This is a genomic window from Caulobacter sp. 10L414 (assembly GCF_056395525.1).
Genome location: NZ_JBFTJR010000015.1, coordinates 60,710 through 80,553 on the forward strand (window position 1 = coordinate 60,710; position 19,844 = coordinate 80,553).

The window sequence follows — 19,844 nt, forward strand, 5'->3', positions numbered from 1 at the left end:
GCATCCTCGGCTAGGCGGCGTCTTGCAGCAGGGTGGGAACGGGCTCGCCGATCGGTTCGGCCTCGACGGCCTTGCGCGGCGGGCGCATGAACAGGGCCGCGATGAAGATCAGGCCGATCACCGCGGCGAAGAGCTGGAAGGTGGGGGCGAAGCCGCCCAGCTGGTCGCGCATCATCCCGCCGATCACCGGCCCCAGGGCCGAGACGGCGCCGACCAGGCAGACCATCGAGAAGAGCTCGAGATTGTTCTTCCGGCCGTAGTAGTTGAGCAGCAGGATGCTGACGGCCAGCACGGTCATGCCGAAGCCGATCCCCACCCCGACGGCGAACAGCATCATCAGCGGCCAGGTCGTGGCGTGGGTCAGGGCCAGCAGGCCGACGGCCATGACCCCCTGCGCGCCCGCCAGCAGCCAGCGCGGGTCGACGCGGTCGCCCACCAGGCCCCCGCCGGCCCGGGCGGCCACCTGCATCAGGGCCTCCAGGCTGATCGCCGAGATGGCCACGGTCGAGGCCACGCCCAGTTCGCCGAAGTGGCTGGGGGCCAGGCTGACGGCGGTGACCCCGCCCAGCAGGTGGGCGAAATAGGCCGCCAGGATTACCCAGAACTGCGGGGTGCGGACGGCCTCTTTCACCGTCCAGTCGACGGCGGTGCGATAGACCCTGGTCGTGGCAGGGGCGCTCTCGATGTCCTGCGCGACGGCCTTGTCGGTCTGCGCGGCGGCTTCGGCCAGCCAGGCCTTGCTGCCCACCAGGGCGGTGCAGACCAGGCCCACGACCAGCGAGGCGGCCGCTTGCATCCACCAGTAGGGCCGCCAGGCGCCGCCGGCGATCTCCATGCCCGACAGCGCCATCCACGGGCCGACGACGCCGCCCAGCGAGCCGATGGTGAAGTAGATCCCGAACGGCAGGGCGCGCTTCTTGAACAGCATGCCCAGCACGTGGGTGCCGGGGATCAGGGCCATCATCTGGTAGCCGACGCCCAGGAGCGCCGTGCCGACCAGATAGACGGTCAGGCCCGGCGTCGCCGCCAGGCAGGTGAAGCCCGCGACCATCACCGCCGAGCCGGCGACGATGGTCGGCCGCACGCCGAGCTTGCGGATCAGCAGGGCCGGCAGCCACGACGAGCCGCCGCAGAAGGCGCCCAGCAGGGTGAAGCCCAGGAAGGCCGGACCAAAGCCCCAGCCCTGCTCCTTGATCATCGCCGGCAGCACCACGCCCAGCGACGAGAAGGTCGAGGCGGTGATCAGGAACAGCAGCAGGGCGAAGACCGACAGGATCAGCCAGGGACGCCAGGGGGAGGTCGGCATGGCGAGGCTCTCTCTTGGAACTCAAGGAAGGGAGCGACGCGCCCGTTGCAGCGAGCGCGCCGCAGGGGACTAGAACTTCCGGGACAGGGTCACGCGCCACTCGCGGCCCTTGGACGGCAGGGCCGCCAGGTTGGCGTAGGTGTCGCCGACCGGCGTGAAGTAGAGCTTGTCGAACAGGTTATCGACGTTGAGCGTGGCGGTATACGGTCCGTACTCGTAGGCGACCGAGCCGCTGGCCACGGCGTAGTCCGGATAGACCACCGCGCCCGGCACCGTGCCCGAGGTCTTGGTCACGCGGGTCACGCCGAGCGTGGCGGCGACCTTGCCCCAGTCGTAGGCGTCGGAGGTGTAGGCGCCGTAGAGGCTGAGCACCGATTTCGGGATCAGGGTGTAGTCGTAGTCGCCCGGCCGGACGCTGTCGAAGCTCCACACCACGTAGGAACCGCCGAAGCCGTTGGCCCCGGTGACGCCGACGGTGTGCACCGGCACGTACTGGAACGAGGTGTCGGGCCCCTTGACCGTGGTGTGCTGGGTGTTGCCCGAGAAGGTGAAGCTGAAGTGCTCGCTGGCCAGCCAGCGGACCTCCAGCTCCACGCCCTTGGCGCGGGTGCCGGTCGGGGTCTGGGTGATGCCGGTCAGCTGGGTGCGGTTCTGGCGATAGCCGGCCAGCGAACCGACCAGCGTGCCCTTCAGCCACTGGAACTTGATCCCGGCCTCGGCCAGGTCGCCGTCCGACAGCCAGGCGTCGCCGGCGTCGGCCACCAGGCCAGGGGCGATGTCGCCGGCCTGGCTCATCTCCAGCGCCGAGGCCTTGGCGTAGGTGATGTAGGGCATCAACCCGAACGGGGCCTTGTAGGTGGCGCTGGCGGTGTAGGTGCCCTTGCCCTTGGCCGCCTTCTGCTCGCCGGCCACGGTGTAAGAAAGAAAGCCGGTGTCCTGCGAGGTGACGTCGTAGTCGTCGTAGCGCCCGCCCAGCATCAGGTTCAGCTTCTCGCCGACCATGATGTCGGTGGTGAAGAACAGGCCCGCCTGCGTCCATTCGGAGCGGTTGTCGTTCTCCCAGGCCACCCCGTCGCCGGGGTTGAACGGGCTGCCGATGATGTCGGTGGGGGTGGCGCCGAAGGCGATGTCGCGACGGTCCAGCGCGATCAGACCGCTGTTGTAGCTCTCGCGCCGACGGCCGTCGAAGCTGCGGTAGGAGGCGCCGACGAACGACTTGGCCTTGACCGCGCCGTCGAGGAACTCGTTGGCGAAGTTCCAGGTCAGACGCGCTTCCCAGACGTCGCTGTTGAACCAGGCCGGATAGCCGTAGGAGACGAAGCGCTTGTTCTCCAGGCTGTCGTAGAACAGCTGCAGCTTGATCGAGCTGTCGGGCGACAGCTCCCTGGCGATGTCGAAATAAAGGGTGTTGGTCTCGGTCTTCGAGAAGTCGGCGCCCGAGATGTAGACCGTGCGCGGCGACAGCTTGGTCGTGCCCACGCCGGTGTCCAGCGTGTGCTTGGCGTCGGTGGTCGGGAAGCCGTAGTAGGCCAGGTACATGGCGCTGGCGTACGGATAGAAGCCGATCTCATTGGGCGTCAGGCGGCCGTTGCCGTCGGCGTCGACGAGGCTGGTGTCGCGGCCGGTGATGTAGGTCCCGTTGTCGATCAGGTCCTGGGTCAGGCGGTTCCAGCCCGGGGTCTGCACGTCGCCCTTCGAGCGGTACAGCATGCCGCCGACGGCCGTGCTCCAGCCGTCGCCGAGATCAAGGTCGGACGAGACCTGCAGGGTCTGGCGGCGCGGATAGATACCCTTGTAGTAGCTGTGGCTGTCCTCGACCTCGCCATAGACATGCACGCCGCCGACGACGTCGCCGAGGTTCACCGGCAGGCCGACCTGGGCGGTGGCGTTCTTGCGGTTGTAGCTGCCGTAGGTGGCCGTGACCTCGCCTTGCGTCTCCGACAGGTAGCCGCCCTCGCCCTTCCCCGACTTGGGAATGAAGTTCAGCATCCCGCCGACCTTGCCCGAGCCGTAGATGGGGGTCGGCGGGCCGCGCACGATCTGGATCTGGTCGGCCGCGCCGATCGGGGTGGCGTAGGTGCCGCGGTTCTCGATGCGCTTGAAGCCGCGGAAGTAGTTCTCCGCCAGGGTGCCGCGGATGTTGAGCGCGCCGGGCACGCCGTAGAAGCTGGCGGTGTAGGTGCCCGGCGAGACGGCGGTCAGGCCGTCGATGGTCTCGATGCCGTAGCGTTGCAGCGTCAGGTCGGAGACGAAGCTGGCCGAGCGCGGCGTCTCGATCAGCGGCTTGTCCAGGCCGAAGACGGTATTGTTCGGCTCCTTCTCGATCAGGCCGGCCTTGTCGCGGGCCTTGACCACGATCTCGTCGACGGCGTCCGGCGCGGCGGCCGACGGATCCGGGTCGGCCGCGTGGGCGGCGCCGGCCAGGGCGAGCAGAACGGCGGCGGAGCAGCCCGCGAGCAGCATTCCTTGGTTCGACATGACGGTCCTCGTTCAAGGCCGTCGCACTCCCGCCCTCGGCGGTTATCCCCAGAGCGACGCCTCTTGGTGAAACCATCGCCTCGCCTCGTTCCCGACGTCCGGGCCGGCATCTGTAATTTCACTCAAAATGTTCGAGACGCCCAGGATTTGCCCCCCTCTGCGCGGCTTTCGCCCACGGCGGGACCAAGGAACTTGATCCAGAGCGAACGAGACCGCGACTCAAGCGCCGTGGCGACGCCGATCACGCCTCGGGATCGAAAGATCGCAGCACAACGTCCGATAGTGTCGCAGCCCATCGCCACCTTGGCTTCGACGCCGCCGGGCAGTCCGGCGGCTGGAACAAAAGAAGAACAATGAGCCTCAAACCTCTTATCGGTACGTTCGGCGGCGCCGGCATCGTCGCCAACGGCGTCAACAACGACGCGCCCGGCATCACCGCCGCCTTCGGCGGTACGGACATCGGCTGGGTCGCCCAACAGGGCGCGCAGTACTTCATCGACAGCTGGGACGCGGTCATGCCGGTCGGCAAGAACCTGCTGATCGAGCCGGGCTGCACCTTCCGCATCAAGAACGCCACGCTCTATCTGATGGGCGAGGTCGAGCTGCCCACCGAACGCCAGGTCTTCATCCTGGAAGGCACGGGCAAGGTGGTCGGCCTGCGCAGCCTGACGCCCGAGATGTTCGGCGCGCAGAAGGACACGGCCACCGACGCCGTCTTCATCCAGCAGGCCCACGACTGCCTGGAAGCCAGCGGCGCGGCCCTGGGCGGTCCGATGGAACTGCGGCTGCTGAGCCGCGAGTACAAGCTGCATGCGCCCATCTTCCTGCGCCCGACCCAGACCTTCTCGCTGACGCTGCGCGGGGCCGGGGTGATGAACGACGGAACCCGGCTGATCGCCTCGTCCGACGCGGCCCATCCGTGGAGCGGCCAGGCCGGCCAGGCGCTGGTCAACCTCACCGCCACGGCGCTGCCCAATGCGGACGGGGCCTATACCGAGACCAGGATCGAGAGCCTGGGACTGGTCTGGAACGCCGGCGGCTGCGCCACCGGCCTGCGCCTGACGGGCGGCGATCCGCTCAAGCCCAGCCTGCTGCAGGACGTCTTCATCCAGGACTTCGAGGTCGGCCTGCACCTTTCCGACGCCCGGATGTGGAGCATCCAGCGCTTCGGGATCTGGGCCGAGCACCGGCAGAACGCGCTCGGCTGCCTGATCGACGGCGGCAGCGGCGACTGCAGCTTCCACGACGGCCAGCTGACCATGAAGCTGGCCACCGGCTCGCGGGCCCTGCGCGTGGCGGCGGGCTCGGGCGAGTGGGTCGCGGGCCTGCGCTTCAACGGCGTGATCTTCTACCACGCCGACCGGGGCGCCGAGATCCACACCGTCGGATCGGGCAAGGTGGGCGACGTCTGGTTCAACCCCGGCTGCCAGTTCGAGGGCGACAACGAGGTGGCCGGCGTCGGCGCCGCGCGCGTGGCCTCGCTGCAGGCCGACGGCGGTACGATCGACAACGTCAACTTCAACGGCGTCTATGTCAGCGGCTTCGCCGCCCAGCAGCCGGCGGTGGAGATGGTCGCCACCGGCACGGGCGCGATCAACGACGTCAGCCTCGTCGCCAACTGGTTCGTCGGCGTCCAGGGACCGGTGATCAGCGCCTTCAACGCCAACGGCCTGATCGTCGCCAACAACCGCTTCAGGGAGGTCAACGCCACGAACATGCTGCAGTTCTCGCTGGCCAAGCGGATCGTGGTCTGCGGCAACACCCTGTTCCAGGCCCAGGCCGTGCTGACCAACGGCGCGCAGATCGAGGCGACCTGCGATGACTTCGTCGTCGCCGACAACGTCTTCAAGAAGCCGATCAACAACCTGGCCGGAACCTCGGCCAGCCGCATCGTGGCCAACAACGTCTGACCCGGCGGTCGCCGGCGGCCCCGCGCCGCCGGCGACCTTCGAACCTTTCGGCGAGCACATGACGAAGATGTAATCTCAGGCTGAAAGGCCTAGCTGTTTACAAACGTATTACATCGCCCCACATTGCCACTCATGGTCGCGCTGAACACGCCCTTGAGTGTACGGTTGTCCGAAGAGGACGCCCTTTTCCTCGCCGGTCTCGAACTGGAGGGGGCGATCACGGCCAGCGACAAGGTGCGCGGCCTGATCCGCCAGGCCCGCCGCCGCGCCGAGACCCCGGCCGGCTGGGACGCCGCCCTGGCCGCCGCCCACGACATCGCCGCCCCGGCCCTGAAGGCCCTGCGCGCGGCCGAGCTGGCCTCCGACCGCCACTCCACCGTCGCCCTGGCCCTGACCGCCGCGATCGAGGAGATGCTGGCCGTGCTGCTGGCCGCCCCGGCCGAGCTGGCGGGCGCGGATCCACAGGCCCTGGCCCGCCACGAGGCCCGCCTGGTCGACTGCGCCGCGCGCCTGACCGAGCAGATGCTGCGCTGGGGCGTGACGCCCAGCGCCCCCGCCTACGATCCGACGATCGTCTCCCGCCGCGTCGCCGCCCTGGGCGAGCTGACCCGCCTGATCACCGCCGCGGGCGACCGCCCGTCGGCCGCCTGACGAGGACCCGATGGCAGATACCCTGCGCGCCCGAGTGGGACGCATCGTCAGCGGCGGCGCCCACGCCCTGATCGACGCCCTGGAAGAGGTGATGCCCGACGCGCTGGGCCAGCAGGCCCTGCGCGAGGTCGACCAGGCGATCGACGAGGTGCGCGCCGAGCTCGGCCGCGCCATCGCCGCCCGCCACCTGGCCGCCAAGCGCCTGACCGAACAGTCCAGCCGCCACGACGACCTGTCGGCCCAGATCGAGCTGGCCCTCTCCCAGGACCGCGAGGACCTGATCCGCGCCGCGCTGGAGCACCAGCTGGACATCGAGGCCCAGGTCCCGGTGCTGGAGACCGCCGTCGCCGACGCCGCCCAGCGCCAGGCCGAGCTGGAAGGCTATCTGGCCGCCCTGCAGGCCACCCGCCGCGAGATGGCCGAGGACCTGACCGACCTGACCGCCGCTCGCGCCAAGACCCCGCAGCCGCCCACCGACGCCGAACTGGCGCGCGGGGCCAAGCTGTCGGAACTGGAGCGCTTGGCCCGCGGCCACCGCGTCGACGAACGGCTGGCCGCCCTGCGCGCCGCGCGCAACGGGAGCTGAGCCGATGTGGGGGTTCCTGTCGGCCGACGGCAACACGATCTTCCTGGCCGCCCTTCTGCTGATGCTGTTGATCGGCGCGGTCGAGGCCGCCGGCCTGGGCGGCGCCCTCGGCCACGACGGCGCCGACGGTCCCGACTTCGACCATCCCTCACTGCTGGGCTGGCTGAACGTCGGCCGCCTGCCGCTGCTGATGGTGATCGTGGTCTTCCTGTTCGCCTTCGGAGTGACGGGCCTGGTGCTGCAGCAGCTGATCACCGGCGTCTTCCGCCATCCCGCCCCGGCCTGGATCGCCGGCCCGCTGGCGGCCGCGGTCGCCCTGCCCTTCACCCGCGTGCTGGGCGGCCTGCTGGCCCGCATCCTGCCGGGCGACGAGACCACCGCCGTCTCGCGCGAGACCCTGGTCGGCCGCGTGGCGGTGATCGTCACCGGCGAGGCCAAGGTCGGCTCGCCCGCCCAGGCCCGGGTGCGCGACGCCCACGGCCAGACCCACTACGTGATGGTCGAGCCCGACGACGACGGCGAGGCCTTCGCGCAGGGGACCAGCGTCATCATCGTGCGCAACGCCGGCGCCCGCTTCCTGGCCATCCGCAACGAAAGTGAAGCGCTGCTGTGACGCCCGCCTTCGCCTTCCTCCTCTTCAACCTTTTCCGCTTTCCAAAACTCCGGGGGTAAATCCGCATGCCAGCCCTGATCGAGATCGCCGCAATCGCCGGTGGGAGCCTCGTCGGCCTTCTCATCCTCGGCCTGATCCTGGCCCGCCTCTACAAGCGCGCCTCCAAGGAAACCTCCTTCGTCCGCACCGGCTTCGGCGGCGAGAAGGTGGTCATGAACGGCGGCGCGCTGATCCTGCCGGTGTTCCACGAGACCATTCCCGTGAACATGAACACCCTGCGCCTGGCCGTTTCGCGCAACAACGAGCAGGCCCTGATCACCAAGGACCGCATGCGCGTCGACGTGCTGGCCGAGTTCTATGTCCGCGTTCAGCCCAGCTCGGAAGCCATCGCCAGCGCCGCCCAGACGCTGGGCCAGCGCACCATGCATCCCGAGCAGCTCAAGGAGCTGGTCGAGGGCAAGTTCGTCGACGCCCTGCGCTCGGTGGCCGCCGAGCTGACCATGACCGAGCTGCACGAGCAGCGCACCCACTTCGTCCAGAAGGTGCAGCAGGTGTCGTCCGAAGACCTGCTGAAGAACGGCCTGGAGCTGGAGACCGTGTCGCTGACCGGCCTCGACCAGACGGCCATGGAGTACTTCAATCCCTCCAACGCCTTCGACGCCGAGGGCCTGACGCGGCTGACCGAGGAGATCGAGCTGCGCAAGAAGCTGCGCAACGACATCGAGCAGGACACCCAGGTGCAGATCCGCACCAAGAACCTGGAGGCCCAGCGCCAGACCCTGCAGATCACCCGCGACGAGGAATACGCCAAGCTCGAGCAGGAGCGCGAACTGGCCACCCGCCGCGCCGAGCAGTCGGCCGAGGTCGCCCGCCAGCAGGCGGAAAAGACCCAGGAAGCCGAACAGGCCAAGATCGCCAGTGAACAGCAGATCGAGCAGGCCAAGATCACCGCCGACCGGGCCGTGGCCCAGCAGCGCATCGCCATGGAGCAGGAGCTGGGCGAGCGCGAGATCGCCAAGGAGCGCGCCGTCGAGACCCAGACGATCGAGAAGGCCAAGGCCATCGAGCTGTCGGAACAGGACCGCGCCATCGCCGTGGCCGAGAAGTCGCGCGCCCAGTCCGAGGCCCAGGCCGACGCCGACAAGGCTCTTGCGCTCGCCGTCGCTGCCGAAGAACAGGTCAAGACCGTCCGAGAACGCGAGGCCGCCGACCGCCAGAAGATCATCGAGCTGATCGAGGCCACCAAGGAGGCCGAGCGCGAGGCCATCGCCGTCAAGGTGGCCGCCGAGGCCGAGAAGACCGCCGCCTCCGACCGGGCCGAGGCCCTGCGCGAGGAAGCCAAGGGCGCGGCCGACAAGACCCGCATCGAGGCCGAAGCGACGGCCGAAGCCGTCCGCCTGGCCGCCGAGGCCGCCCGCGTGCGCTACGACGTCGACGCCTCGGGTCAGGAGGCCCTGAACAAGGCCGCCAACCTGCTGTCGGCTGACCAGGTGGCCATGGCCATCCGCATCAAGCTGATCGAGAACCTCGACCGGATCATCGCCGAGTCGGTCAAGCCGCTGGAAGCGATCGACTCGATCCGCATCGTCCAGGTCGACGGCCTGAACGGCGCGACCGGCGCCGCCGCGGCCAACGACGCCGGCGGCGGTTCGAACGGCGGCGGCGGCAACCTGGCCGACCAGGTGGTCAGCGGCGCCCTGCGCTATCGTGCGCAAGCCCCGCTGCTGGACCAGCTGATGGCCGAGGTGGGCCTGAACGGCGGGGCGTTGTCGGGCCTGACCGCCCCGCTGGCCGACGCCGCCCCGGCCCCCGCCGCCATCGACGGCGTCCCGGCCCCGCGCCGCGCCAGGAAGGCCAAGCCCGTCGCCATCGCAGCCCCGGTCGCTGTCGAGGAAGAAGAGGAAGGCGACGAGGAGGCGTAAGCTTTCTCCTCACTGCCGACGATCGGAAGCCGTCGCCCAAAGGGCGGCGGCTTTCTTCTTGCCCCCTCGGCTCGTCATCCCGGCCGAAGCGCAGCGATCCGCTGGAAGAACCGCCCCTTCGACCGCGAGCGCGTGAAGGCCGCCGTCACCCGCTCGGGCACGCCGACATAGACGTACGCGTCGCCATCGATGAAGGTGACGAAGAGCTTGCCGTGTTCGGGTTCGTAGTCGATCGCTCGGATCGCACTGGAGTCGACGAGCATGCGCGAGACCTTTCTTCGGAAAGGGTTCGGAACGAGGGTCTACGAGGCTGAAAGCGCATGGGACGGGGCGACGGTTCCGACCCTGGCCGTCACGGCTTTGAGTTGCCTGCGTGAATAAGCTTAAGCTCCCCGCGCGCGGCCGTCCTTGCGCCGCATCAAAGGTTCGGGGAGGACCGCCAAGCCCATGCAAACCCATGCCCTCGTGGCCATCGTCACCCTGGCGGCGCTGATCTGCTACATCTGGATGATCCTGCGCGTGGGCGGCGCCCGCCGCCGCACCAAGATCGATGCTCCGGCCATGACCGGCCACCCCGACCTGGAACGGGCCGTGCGGGTGCAGGCCAACACCCTGGAATGGCTGGTCATCTTCCTGCCGTCGATGTGGCTGTTCGCGATCTACTGGAACGACCTCTTCGCCGCCGCCGCCGGCGCGGTGTGGATCCTCGGCCGGATCATCTACGCCCTGTCCTACGCCGCCGATCCGAAGAAGCGGGGCCTGGGCTTCGCCATCCAGGCCTTCACCACCTTCGCCCTGCTGCTGGGCGCGCTGGGCCGGGCGATCTTCGTGGCGGTGAGCGTGGGGCTGTAGCGACATTCAAAACGGCCGCCGGATAATAAAGCTCGTCATCCCGGAAAGCCCGCAGGGCTTATCCGGGACCCAGGGGACCAGGCTCGGCGTCCAGGTTCGCCCACCGTGGCGTTGGCCGATGCGATGCGGCGACCCCTGGGTCCCGGCTCTCCGCTTCGCTGCGGCCGGGATGACGAGCTTTGTCTTGGCAGGAAGAAGGCCTATAGCCCCGCCATGGTCCTGCCCGTCGATCCCGCCCGCTACAGCGCCTTCCTGGCGGCCATGTTCGTGATGGCCATCACGCCGGGTCCGGCCAACCTGTTCGCCATCGCCACCGGCATGGAGAAGGGCAAGGGCGCGGCGCTGCTGGGCGTGGTGGGCATGAACACCGCCAGCCTGGTCTGGTTCGTGTTCGCGGCCCTGGGCCTGGGCGCGCTGATCGCTGCGTTCCCGGCCGCCTTCCACGTCCTGGCCCTGGCCGGCGCGGCCTATCTGGTCTGGCTGGGGATCAAGTCGATCCGCGGCGCGCTGAAGCCGGCGAACGCCGAGGGCGCCGCCCTGGCCGGCGTGCGCATGTCGTCCAGCCGCTCGGCCTTCCGCGACGGCTTCACCGTGCAGATCGCCAACCCCAAGATCCTGCTGTTCTTCGGCGCGGTGCTGCCGCCGTTCATCGACGTGCAGCGGCCGCTGGTTCCGCAGCTGGTCATGTTCGCCGCCGCCACCATCGGCATGGACCTGATCAGCATGAGCGCCTACGGCCTGGGCGGCGCGGCCCTGGCCTCGCGGATGAACGAGCCGGCCTTCCGCAAGGGTTTCGGCATCTTGGTGGGGATCCTGCTGATCACCGCGGCGGGCCTGATCGTGGCCCGGGGCTGAGCCTCGCTTTCTACAGTCGGCCAGCAATCTCTTTTTACATCGCGGCAACGTGTTCGCCTTGGCGAAACCGCAAAGCTCAGCCATGCATTGTGGTACGGGAGTATAGTGTCGTCCCAGAGGAACGCGTCATGCCCATCAAGAAGGCCAAATGGCTCGCGCTCGCGGCGGTCGCCGCCGCGCTGAGCGCCTGCGCCACCGCCACGCCATACCAGCCGGCCATTCCGGGCCAGAAGGCCTCTGGCGGCTTCACCGAAATGCGCCTCGAGGGCGACCGCTACCGGGTCGGCTTCGCGGGCAACAGCCTGACCAGCCGCGAGACCGTCGAGCGCTATCTGCTGTACCGCGCCGCCGAGGTGACGGTCGAGCAGGGCTACGACTGGTTCGAGACCGCCGACCGCCGCACCGATCGCACGGCCCGCACGGTGATCGACGAGGATCCGTTCATGCGGCCGGGCTTCGGCTACGGCTATCCTTACGGCTACTGGCGCCCGTCCTGGCGCTATTACGGCCCCCGCTACGGCGGCTGGCGCGCCTGGGACCCGTTCTGGGGCGACCCTTTCTTCGCCAACCGCGCCGAGGTCCGCACGATCGAGAAGTTCGAGGCCAGCACCGAGATCGTCCTGCACAAGGGCGCCAAGCCCTCGGGCGACCCGCGCGCCTACGACGCCCGCGAGATCATCAAGAACCTCGAGCCGACCATCCAGCGCCCGGCTCCGGGGCAGTAGAAACGACGAAGGCCCTCTCCGATGGAGAGGGCCTTTCTGCTTAGATCCTCCCCCTTTGGGGGAGGTGGCCCRGAGGGCCGGAGGGGGCGCTCACCACCCCTCCGGCGGCCGCGGCAGGCGGCTTTCGGGGATCAGCGCCCGCAGCTTGCGGCCAAAGCTGCGCAAAGACACCTCGCTGGTCGCCAGCGGYCCGGCGGTGAAGGTGCGCGAGGCCATGCCCTGCTGGACGCGGGCGACGAGTTCGGTGTCCTCGGCGTTGACCTGGCGGTTGATGCGCCAGTTCAGATAGCGCGCCGCCTTCATCTCGCGCCGCTCATCGGGCAGGGCGTAGGCGATCTCGCGGATCATGGTGGTCGTGGCCGAGACCGGGATGAACTGCATGAAGTCCACCTGGTCGGGATAGATGTCGAAGGCGAAGTTCGGCCAGAGCTTGAAATAGGTCCACAGGCGCTTCCTGTCGTCCGGCAGGTGGGGGACGTCTGGCAACACGTCCTGGTACAGCCGCTCAGACGGGTTGTTCGACGGCTCGTCGATCAGCTGGCCCCACATCTTGTCGACCCAGGTCTCGGCTTCGACGCCATAGCCCTTGCCGAACAGGCGGGTCAGGCCCGGGTGGGCGATCGGGATGTGCAGGCCGTCGGAGTAGTTGTCGCTGATGTTCTTCCAGTTGACGTCGCGGGGCCGCAGGGTGACGCGGCCGAAGGGCTGCAGGTCCTCGAACCGGTAGTGGGCGACCTCGGCTTCGTAGGGGGCCATCATGTCCGCCACCGACGGGCCGTCCCCCTCCAGCCGCACGAAGACGAAGCCGCGCCAGATCTCGGTGTCCAGCCTGGCCAGGCCCTCCTTGGCCATGTCGAGCGCCGGATAGTCGTCGCGCATCGGCACGCCGATCAGCCGGCCCTCAAGGTCGTAGGTCCAGGCGTGGTAGGGGCAGACGATGCGGCCGCAGCGACCGGTGGGGCCGTCCAGCAGCCGCGCGCCCCTGTGCCGGCAGACGTTCGCGAACGCCCGCGCCCCGCCGTCCTTGCCGCGCACCACCACAATGCTCTCGCCCACGAAGTCGAAAGTGTGGAAGTCGCCGGCTTTCGGAATGTCGTTCAGGTGGCAGACGATCTGCCAGGACGGCCGGAAGACCTTGTCCTGCTCCTCGCGGAAGAACCGTTCGGAGCCGTAGATCCAGCCGGGCAGGCCCCAGTCCGAGAGGGGGTCGTGGTTGGGGAGGGCGGTCATGGCGCTCACCGCCCCACCACGGCCAGCTTCACCGCCGTGGTGAAGTCCTTGTCGCGCAGGATCTCGCGGGCGGCGTTGCGGCCGGGATTGCCCGATACCCCGCCGCCGGGATGCGCGCCCGCGCCGCACATGTAGAGGCCTTTGATCGGCGCGCGATGGCTGGCGTGGCCCAGCAGCGGGCGCGCGGCCCACAGCTGATCCAGGCTCATGTGGCCGTGCATGATGTCGCCGCCGATCAGGCCGAACTTCCGCTCCAGGTCCAGCGGCGACAGGATCACACGACCCAGCACCGAGGCCTTGAAGTTGGGGGCCCAGCGATCGACCGTGTCGATGATCAGGTCGGCGGCCGCCTCGCGCTCGTCGTCCCAGGAGCGGCCCTCGGGCAGGGTGGGCGCGAACTGCTGGCAGAACAGGCTGGCCACGTGCTGGCCGGGCGGGGCCAGGCTGGTGTCCAGCGTCGAGGGGATCAGCATCTCGACGATGGGCGCGCGGCTCATGCCGCCGGCCTTGGCGTCGCGATAGGCCGCGTCCATGTAGTCGAGGCTGGGAGCGATGACGATGCCGCTCTGATGGTGCTCGGCTGGCGCCTTGCCGGGCAGGGACGTGAAGTCGGGCAGCTCCGACAGGGCCACGTTCATGCGGAAGGTGCCCGAGCCGTTCTTGTAGCCGTCGATCGCCTTCCTGAAATCGGCCGGCAGGGCCGAGGGCGGCACCAGCCTCTTGTACAGCAGGGCCGGATTGACGTTGGCGCTGACGATCGGGGCCATGATCTGGCGGCCGTCGACCAGCTGCACGCCGACGGCTTTCCCGCCGTCCACGTGGACGCCCTCGACGGGGGCGTTCAGCAGGATCTCGACCCCGGCCTTCTCGCAGGCTTTCGCCATACATTGGGTGATCGCGCCCATGCCGCCGACGGCGTGGCCCCAGGCGCCCTTCTTGCCGTTCACCTCGCCGAAGGTGTGGTGCAGCAGCACATAGGCCGAGCCGGGCGTGTCGGGGCTGGCGTAGTTGCCGACCACGGCGTCGAAGCCGAAGGCGGCCTTGACCGGCTCGCTCTCGAACCAGCCGTTCAGGAAATCCCGCGCGCTCTTGGTGAAGAGGTCGAGCAGGTCGCGCTTGCGCTCGCGCGACAGCATGGCGAGGCGTCCGCCCTGGCGCAGGGCGCGCAGGAGCCCCGGCAGGCCGTCGCCCAGGTTGGGCGGGGTCTCCTGGGCGAGATCGCGCAGCACGTCGCCGATCTCGTCGAGCATGGCGTAATAGGCCGGCAGGATCTCGGCGTCGCGGCGGCTGAACTTGCGGAACTGCTCCTGAGTGCGTTCGAGGCCGCCGCCCAGCTTCAGATATTTGTCGTCGCTGATCGGCAGAAAGTTGGAGATCGGCCGCTCCAGGAAGGTCAGGCCGAACCCGTGCAGGTCCATGTCGGCGATGACGCGCGGATTGAGCAGGCTGACCGTGTAGCTGGCCACCGAGTTGCGGAAGCCCGGATGGAACTCCTCGGTCACGGCGGCCCCGCCGACCACGCCGCGGGCCTCGCAGACGGTGACCTTCATCCCGGCCCGGGCCAGATAGAAGGCGCAGACGAGGCCGTTGTGGCCTCCACCGATGATCACGGCGTCGCGGGTGTCGGTCATCGTCTCTCTCCCCAGGAGGCGTCTGGAGAGAGGTTGCTATACGAGTGTAAAATAGTCCAGGGGCGGCGAAGGCGTCCGTACGTCCTGCCTAAACTCCCGTCATTCCCGCCCTTGTGGCGGGAACCCCTGGGTCAGCTTCCACGGGCGGCGCAAGCGGCGCGCAGGGCGCGCCGCCACATCCGCACCTGCGGCGGACAGAGAGGTTCCCGCCACAAGGGCGGGAATGACGGGAAGTGGGGGAAGCTAGTGCTTCCCGCGATCGCGCCCGAAGTTCGGCTCGGCGCTTTCCTGGCCGGCCGCGACGATGCCTCGCCGGATCGCCCGCGTGCGGGTGAAGTGGGCGTGCAGGGTGTCGGCGTCGCCCCAGCGGATGGCGCGGCTCATGGCCTGCAGGTCTTCGGTGAAGCGGCCCAGCATCTCCAGCACCGCGTCCTTGTTGGCCACGAAGATGTCGCGCCACATGGTCGGGTCGCTGGCGGCGATGCGGGTGAAGTCGCGGAAGCCCGAGGCCGAGTACTTGATGACCTCGTTCTCGGTGACGTTCTCCAGGTCGGCCGCGCTGCCCACGATGGTGTAGGCGATCAGGTGGGGCAGGTGGGACACGACGGCCAGGACGAGGTCGTGGTGCTTTTCCTCCATCAGCTCGACCTGGGCGCCGAACGAGCGCCAGAAGGCCGACAGCTTGGCGACGGCGGCGGCGTAGGCCTCGTCCTCGCGGTCGGCCAGCGGGGTCAGGATGGTCCAGCGGCCTTCGAACAGCTCGGCGAAGCCGGCGTCGGGGCCCGACTGCTCGGTGCCGGCGATCGGGTGGCCGGGGATCGGGAACACCTTGGCGAGGGCGGGCGAGCGGAAGGCCTCGGCGATGGTGGCCTTGGTCGAGCCGACGTCGGTCAGGGTGGCGCCGGGCTTCAGGTGCGGGGCGACGGCGGCGGCGACGTCGCCGATCGACAGCACGGGCGTGGCGATGACCACCAGGTCGGCGTCCTTGACCGCCTCGGCCAGGTCGCCGGTGACGTGGTCGGCCAGGCCGATCTCGAGCGCCCGGGCGCGGTGGGTCTCGCTGGCGTCGGCGATGGTCACCTCGCCGACCACGCCGTGGGCGCGGGCGGCCAGGATCACCGAGCCGCCGATCAGGCCGGCGCCGACGACGGTCATCTTGGGATAGAGCAGGCCGGTGGGGCTCATCGGTTCATAAACTCCGCCAGCAGGTCGACGACGGCGCGATTGTGCTCTTCGCGGCCGATGGTGATGCGAAGGGAATTGGGCAGGCCGTAGTTGGCCACCGCGCGGACCAGATAGCCCTTGCTGGCCAGGAAGGCTTCGGCTTCAAGCGCCGTCCTGCCCGGCGTGGCCGGAAAGTCGACCAGCACGAAATTGGCCGCCGACGGGGTGACGGCCAGGCCAAGCCCGCCCAGTTGCTGAGCCAGCCAGGGGCGCCACTGCTCGACCAGCGCCACCGAGGCGGCCTCGAAGGCGCGGTCGGCCAGGGCGGCGACGGCGGCCTCTTGCGCGGGGATCGAGGTGTTGAACGGCGGGCGGATGCGCTCGATCGGCTCGATGATGTCGGCGTCGGCATAGCCCCAGCCGACGCGCAAGGCGGCCAGGCCGTGGATCTTGGAGAAGGTGCGGGTGACGACGACGTTGTGCGTGTCGCGCGCCAGGGCCAGGCCGTCCTCGAAGCGCGGATCGGTGCAGAACTCGGCATAGGCGCCGTCCAGCACCAGGATCACCGACGGCGGCAGGGCCGCGTGCAGGTCGCGAATCTCCTCGCCCGTCAGCCAGGCGCCGGTGGGGTTGGCGGGATTGGCGACGAAGACGATGCGGGTGCGCGCATCCACGCACTTCACCATCTCCTCGATGTCGATGGTGCGGTTCGGCTCCGGGGCGAAGCGGACTTCCGCCTGGCAGGCGCGGGCGCCGATCGCATAGGCGGCGAAGCCGTGCTCGCCCTGCACGATGTTGTCGCCCGGCTCGAGATAGGCCTGGCACAGCAGGGCGAAGATCTCGTCGCTGCCGTCGCCGAAGGTCAGGCGCTCGGGCTCCAGGCCGTAGCGCTCGGCGACGGCGGTGCGCAAGCCGCTGGCCTTGCCGTCCGGATAGACGTGCAGGCGGTCGGCGGCGTCGCGATAGGCGGCTTTCGCCTGCTCGCTGCAGCCCAGGACGTTCTCGTTGCTCGACAGCTTCACCGGATGGGCGATCCCCTCCACCTTCGACTTGCCGCCCACATAGGCGGCGATGTCGAGGATCCCCGGCTTGGGCAGCGGACGGGGCGAGGCGGAGCGGTCGGAAGCGGTCATCACGGGTCTCGGCGGGGCGCCTCTGGAAGGCGCGGCCCTACTTACACGTCGAACGGAACGGGGGCAGCCCCGATCACGCCGGACAGCTGGCCCGGAGCGCGGACCAGGCGCTCGTCGTCGCGCTGGTAGAAGCCCGACAGCGAGAACAGCTTCAGGCCGCCGGCCTCGGCCAGGGGCTCGGCCGCAACGCCATCGGCGCCCAGGGCCTCGACGATGGCGCTCGCGCTCCTGGCGCTGTCGGTCACCCAGAAGGTCTGGTCGCCGCCGGTGGGCTCGACCTCGACCTCGGCCACCGCGAAGGCGGCCTGCGGACCCCAACGGGTCAGGCAGGGCAGGGCGGCGAAGATGTTCAGCGTCGGCTCGGCCAGCAGCCGACCCCACCAGGCGTTGCCCGGCAAAAGGCCCAGGACCGAAACGCCCCACGGCGTCTTGGAGGCGGCCAGGGCGTCCTTGTCGGCGGCCACGACCTGCATCGGCGGGGCGGCGCCGAAGCGCGAACGGGCCAGCTCGACCGTGCGGCCGTCGCCCCAGACGGTCAGGTGGAACGGACCCTGGCGCGACAGGCTGTCGGCCATCAGTTCGCGCCAGATGCGGATCACCAGGCCGTCGGGGGCGTGCTCGCGCTGCGCCGACAGCAGCTTGCGGACGATCAGGGCCTCGCGGCCGGGACGCAGGCCAAAGCCGGTGTCGCCGGCGGCCTGCTTGGCGGCGGCCACGGCGCGTGAAAGACCGGCCCGCTCGTCGATCAGCGCGAGCAGTTGGCTATCGATGGCGTCGATGCGCCATCGGACCTCGTCCAGCGAGGGCGGCGTCTCGTCCGCGTCGCGACCCATGTCTATCCCCGAAAATGAGGGGCGGAACATAGTCCTTGCCGCGAAGGGTGCAATAGCCGCGTCGCCGGGGAAGGAAATTGCGTCGTTCGCCGGGCGCGATGAGTGCGCGGGAGGCAGCTGGGCGCGCATTGCCCTTAACTCCCGTCATTCCCGCCCTTGTGGCGGGAACCCCTTTGTCAGCCGCAGAGGCGATAGGGGCGACGTGTGAAGCACGTCGCTTGTTCTTCACGTGCGAACGGAACCAGGGTTTCCCGCAACAAGGGCGGGAATGACGGGAAAAGGGGGAGTCTACCGCGGCACGTAGACCATCGGCGACGGGCCCGTGTCGAACGGGCCAAGGCGCGTGCGGCCGTTCTGGAACTCCAGGGTGGCGCTGAGCGTCGGGTCCTTGCCGACGGCCGTGGCCAGGGCGGCGGCCGCCGAGCGGGCGTCGGTGATCGCCTCGGCCGGGGTCGGCTTCTCGCGAACGGTGACGTCGAGCGCGCCCTGCAGGCGGCCGTTCGGGTCGACGGTCAGGGCGCCCGACTTGGCCTCGATCAAGGCGTCGCCGGCCGTCAGCTTGCCGCTCTCGACGGTGATCGCGCCGCCGGCGGCGGTCCAGTCACGGACGGCGTCGGTCCAGTTGTCGCCGCGCAGCGCCGAGACCTTGGCCAGGCGCGAGTCCCAGTAGAGCGAGGCGGTGCGGTCCTGGGCGATGCGGCCCAAGAGGCCCGTGAACGCGACCTTGGCCCCGTCGGCCTTGAACAGGATCGCGCCCTGGTCGTCGGGACCCGAGCGCAGGTGCAGCTGCAGGGCCTCGGTGGAGCTGATCGGGAAGGGCTCGACGTCCGCGGCGGTGGTGAAGGCAAGCTTGGCGCCCTCGACCGAGATGCGCGGCGGGTACTGGTCGAAGCCGGCCAGACTGGCGCGCAGGGCCTGACCGGTGATCGTCACGTCGCCCTTCTCGGGACGGGTCAGGACGACGCCGGCGGGGGCGACGATGATCCAGTGGCCGATGCCGTAGATCATCGCCTCGCCCTTCAGCTGCGGCGCGCGCACGGCCCAGCCGGTGGGCTCGGCGACGCGGGCGTTCTCCAACGTGACGTCCAGGCGGAACGGAAAGCCGGTGACCTCGCGCCTGGTCCACGACAGGTCGTAGCCTTCGGCCTTCAGGTGGGCCGAGGTCGCGTCCATGCGCTTGATCATCTCGTTGCGCAGATAGAACCAGCCGACGCTCCAGGCGATGCAGACCAGGGCCGCGAGCACGAAAGGCAAGGCGAGGCCGCGACGGCGGGGCTTGCGGGACGGCGTCGGGTCGCTATGGGTCATGGGCGAAGGGGCTGTTCCGGTCGGTGAGGGTTTTGGGCGTGGCGAGCGAGCAGCCGCAGGGCGGCGATCGTTGGGTGTTCGGTTACGGATCGCTGATGTGGCGGCCCGGGTTCCCGTTCATAGACCGAAGAACCGCGGTTCTCCATGGGCGCAGGCGGGCGTTCTGCATCTATTCGGTGCATCACCGCGGCACCTACGACCGGCCGGGGCTGGTGCTGGGCCTGGCGCCCGGCGGCGCGGTGCGGGGCGTGGCCTATCGGGTGGCGGAAAGCGTCTGGCCCGAGGTCTACGCCTACCTGCGCGAACGCGAGCAGCCGACCGAGACCTATTTCGAGGCCTGGTCGAAGCTGCGCATCGACGGGAACGGCGAGGTCCCGGCCCTGGTGTTCCTGTCCGACCGCAAGCACGGCCAGTGGGCCGGGGCGCTGACCCTCGAGCAGCAGGCGCAGCTGATCGCCGGCGCGCGAGGCTTATCGGGGCCGAACATCGACTATCTGCGCGATCTGGTCATGCACCTGCGCGAGGACGGCGTGCGCGACCACGCCATGGAGGCGTTGCTGAAGATGGTGGAGGGGCTGGAGGGCGCTTAGGAACCTCCCCTTGTGGGGGAGGTGATCGCGAAGCGATCGGTGGGGGGAGTGACTGCG

General features: G+C 69.4%; 18 protein-coding genes. 9 read left to right on the plus strand and 9 right to left on the minus strand.

What is annotated here, in order from left to right; all coding sequences use genetic code 11:
* Nucleotides 1-10: 10 nt before the first annotated feature.
* Together AC1DCG_RS08385 and AC1DCG_RS08390 are read right to left on the minus strand one after the other, a co-directional pair.
* Nucleotides 11-1,306: an MFS transporter gene (locus tag AC1DCG_RS08385; RefSeq protein ID WP_477028566.1), complete on the minus strand. Its 1,296-nt coding sequence runs from the start codon at nt 1,304-1,306 to the stop codon at nt 11-13.
* Between the two features lie 69 nt (nt 1,307-1,375).
* Nucleotides 1,376-3,784, minus strand: a complete 2,409-nt coding sequence (locus AC1DCG_RS08390) for a TonB-dependent siderophore receptor (RefSeq protein ID WP_477028567.1) — start codon at nt 3,782-3,784, stop codon at nt 1,376-1,378.
* 353 nt (nt 3,785-4,137) lie between these two features.
* Here AC1DCG_RS08390 and AC1DCG_RS08395 point away from each other — a divergent pair, with 353 nt between their 5' ends.
* From AC1DCG_RS08395 to AC1DCG_RS08415, 5 genes are all read left to right on the plus strand, one after another.
* The gene (locus tag AC1DCG_RS08395; RefSeq protein ID WP_477028568.1) at nt 4,138-5,694 is read left to right on the plus strand and encodes a hypothetical protein; all 1,557 of its coding nucleotides are present in this window, start codon (nt 4,138-4,140) and stop codon (nt 5,692-5,694) included.
* Nucleotides 5,695-5,859: 165 nt separating this feature from the next.
* A complete protein-coding gene (locus tag AC1DCG_RS08400; RefSeq protein ID WP_240903549.1) occupies nt 5,860-6,345 on the plus strand; it encodes a hypothetical protein in 486 nt (161 codons plus the stop codon).
* A 10-nt stretch (nt 6,346-6,355) separates the two neighbouring features.
* On the plus strand, nt 6,356-6,931 hold the full coding sequence (locus AC1DCG_RS08405; RefSeq protein ID WP_477028569.1) for a PspA/IM30 family protein: 576 nt from the start codon (nt 6,356-6,358) through the stop codon (nt 6,929-6,931).
* A 4-nt stretch (nt 6,932-6,935) separates the two neighbouring features.
* Nucleotides 6,936-7,544, plus strand: coding sequence for a YqiJ family protein (locus AC1DCG_RS08410; protein ID WP_477028570.1), 609 nt, complete (start codon nt 6,936-6,938; stop codon nt 7,542-7,544).
* Nucleotides 7,545-7,609: 65 nt separating this feature from the next.
* Nucleotides 7,610-9,466: a flotillin family protein gene (locus tag AC1DCG_RS08415; RefSeq protein ID WP_477036585.1), complete on the plus strand. Its 1,857-nt coding sequence runs from the start codon at nt 7,610-7,612 to the stop codon at nt 9,464-9,466.
* 74 nt (nt 9,467-9,540) lie between these two features.
* Here AC1DCG_RS08415 and AC1DCG_RS08420 read toward each other — a convergent pair whose 3' ends face one another.
* Nucleotides 9,541-9,729 carry a KTSC domain-containing protein gene (locus AC1DCG_RS08420; RefSeq protein ID WP_477041448.1) on the minus strand — a complete coding sequence of 63 codons (189 nt, stop codon included), beginning with the start codon at nt 9,727-9,729 and terminating at the stop codon, nt 9,541-9,543.
* Nucleotides 9,730-9,913: 184 nt separating this feature from the next.
* On the opposite strand from AC1DCG_RS08420, the gene AC1DCG_RS08425 reads away from it, so the two are divergent.
* From AC1DCG_RS08425 to AC1DCG_RS08435, 3 genes are all read left to right on the plus strand, one after another.
* Nucleotides 9,914-10,318: an MAPEG family protein gene (locus AC1DCG_RS08425; protein ID WP_165260616.1), complete on the plus strand. Its 405-nt coding sequence runs from the start codon at nt 9,914-9,916 to the stop codon at nt 10,316-10,318.
* Between the two features lie 213 nt (nt 10,319-10,531).
* Complete coding sequence (locus tag AC1DCG_RS08430) at nt 10,532-11,173, plus strand: LysE family translocator (protein ID WP_165260614.1); 642 nt, start codon at nt 10,532-10,534, stop codon at nt 11,171-11,173.
* 128 nt (nt 11,174-11,301) lie between these two features.
* Nucleotides 11,302-11,898 carry a CC0125/CC1285 family lipoprotein gene (locus AC1DCG_RS08435; protein WP_165260612.1) on the plus strand — a complete coding sequence of 199 codons (597 nt, stop codon included), beginning with the start codon at nt 11,302-11,304 and terminating at the stop codon, nt 11,896-11,898.
* A gap of 90 nt (nt 11,899-11,988) precedes the next feature.
* On the opposite strand, the gene AC1DCG_RS08440 is transcribed toward AC1DCG_RS08435, so the two are convergent.
* The 6 genes from AC1DCG_RS08440 to AC1DCG_RS08465 all read right to left on the minus strand — a co-directional run bounded on the left by AC1DCG_RS08440 (nt 11,989) and on the right by AC1DCG_RS08465 (nt 19,197).
* A complete protein-coding gene (locus AC1DCG_RS08440; protein WP_477029574.1) occupies nt 11,989-13,128 on the minus strand; it encodes an aromatic ring-hydroxylating oxygenase subunit alpha in 1,140 nt (379 codons plus the stop codon).
* Nucleotides 13,129-13,133: 5 nt separating this feature from the next.
* Entirely contained in the window at nt 13,134-14,759 is a 1,626-nt protein-coding gene (locus AC1DCG_RS08445) for a phytoene desaturase family protein (protein ID WP_477029575.1), read from the minus strand.
* Between the two features lie 243 nt (nt 14,760-15,002).
* Complete coding sequence (locus tag AC1DCG_RS08450) at nt 15,003-15,944, minus strand: prephenate/arogenate dehydrogenase family protein (protein WP_477029576.1); 942 nt, start codon at nt 15,942-15,944, stop codon at nt 15,003-15,005.
* Nucleotides 15,941-17,056, minus strand: a complete 1,116-nt coding sequence (gene hisC, locus AC1DCG_RS08455) for a histidinol-phosphate transaminase (protein WP_477029577.1) — start codon at nt 17,054-17,056, stop codon at nt 15,941-15,943. The genes AC1DCG_RS08450 and hisC overlap by 4 nt, the downstream gene beginning before the upstream one ends.
* 41 nt (nt 17,057-17,097) lie before the next feature.
* A complete protein-coding gene (locus AC1DCG_RS08460; RefSeq protein WP_477029578.1) occupies nt 17,098-17,889 on the minus strand; it encodes a chorismate mutase in 792 nt (263 codons plus the stop codon).
* 288 nt (nt 17,890-18,177) lie between these two features.
* On the minus strand, nt 18,178-19,197 hold the full coding sequence (locus AC1DCG_RS08465) for a DUF2125 domain-containing protein (RefSeq protein WP_477029579.1): 1,020 nt from the start codon (nt 19,195-19,197) through the stop codon (nt 18,178-18,180).
* 38 nt (nt 19,198-19,235) lie between these two features.
* On the opposite strand from AC1DCG_RS08465, the gene AC1DCG_RS08470 reads away from it, so the two are divergent.
* Nucleotides 19,236-19,787, plus strand: coding sequence for a gamma-glutamylcyclotransferase (locus AC1DCG_RS08470; protein ID WP_477029580.1), 552 nt, complete (start codon nt 19,236-19,238; stop codon nt 19,785-19,787).
* The last annotated feature ends 57 nt before the right edge of the window (nt 19,788-19,844 follow it).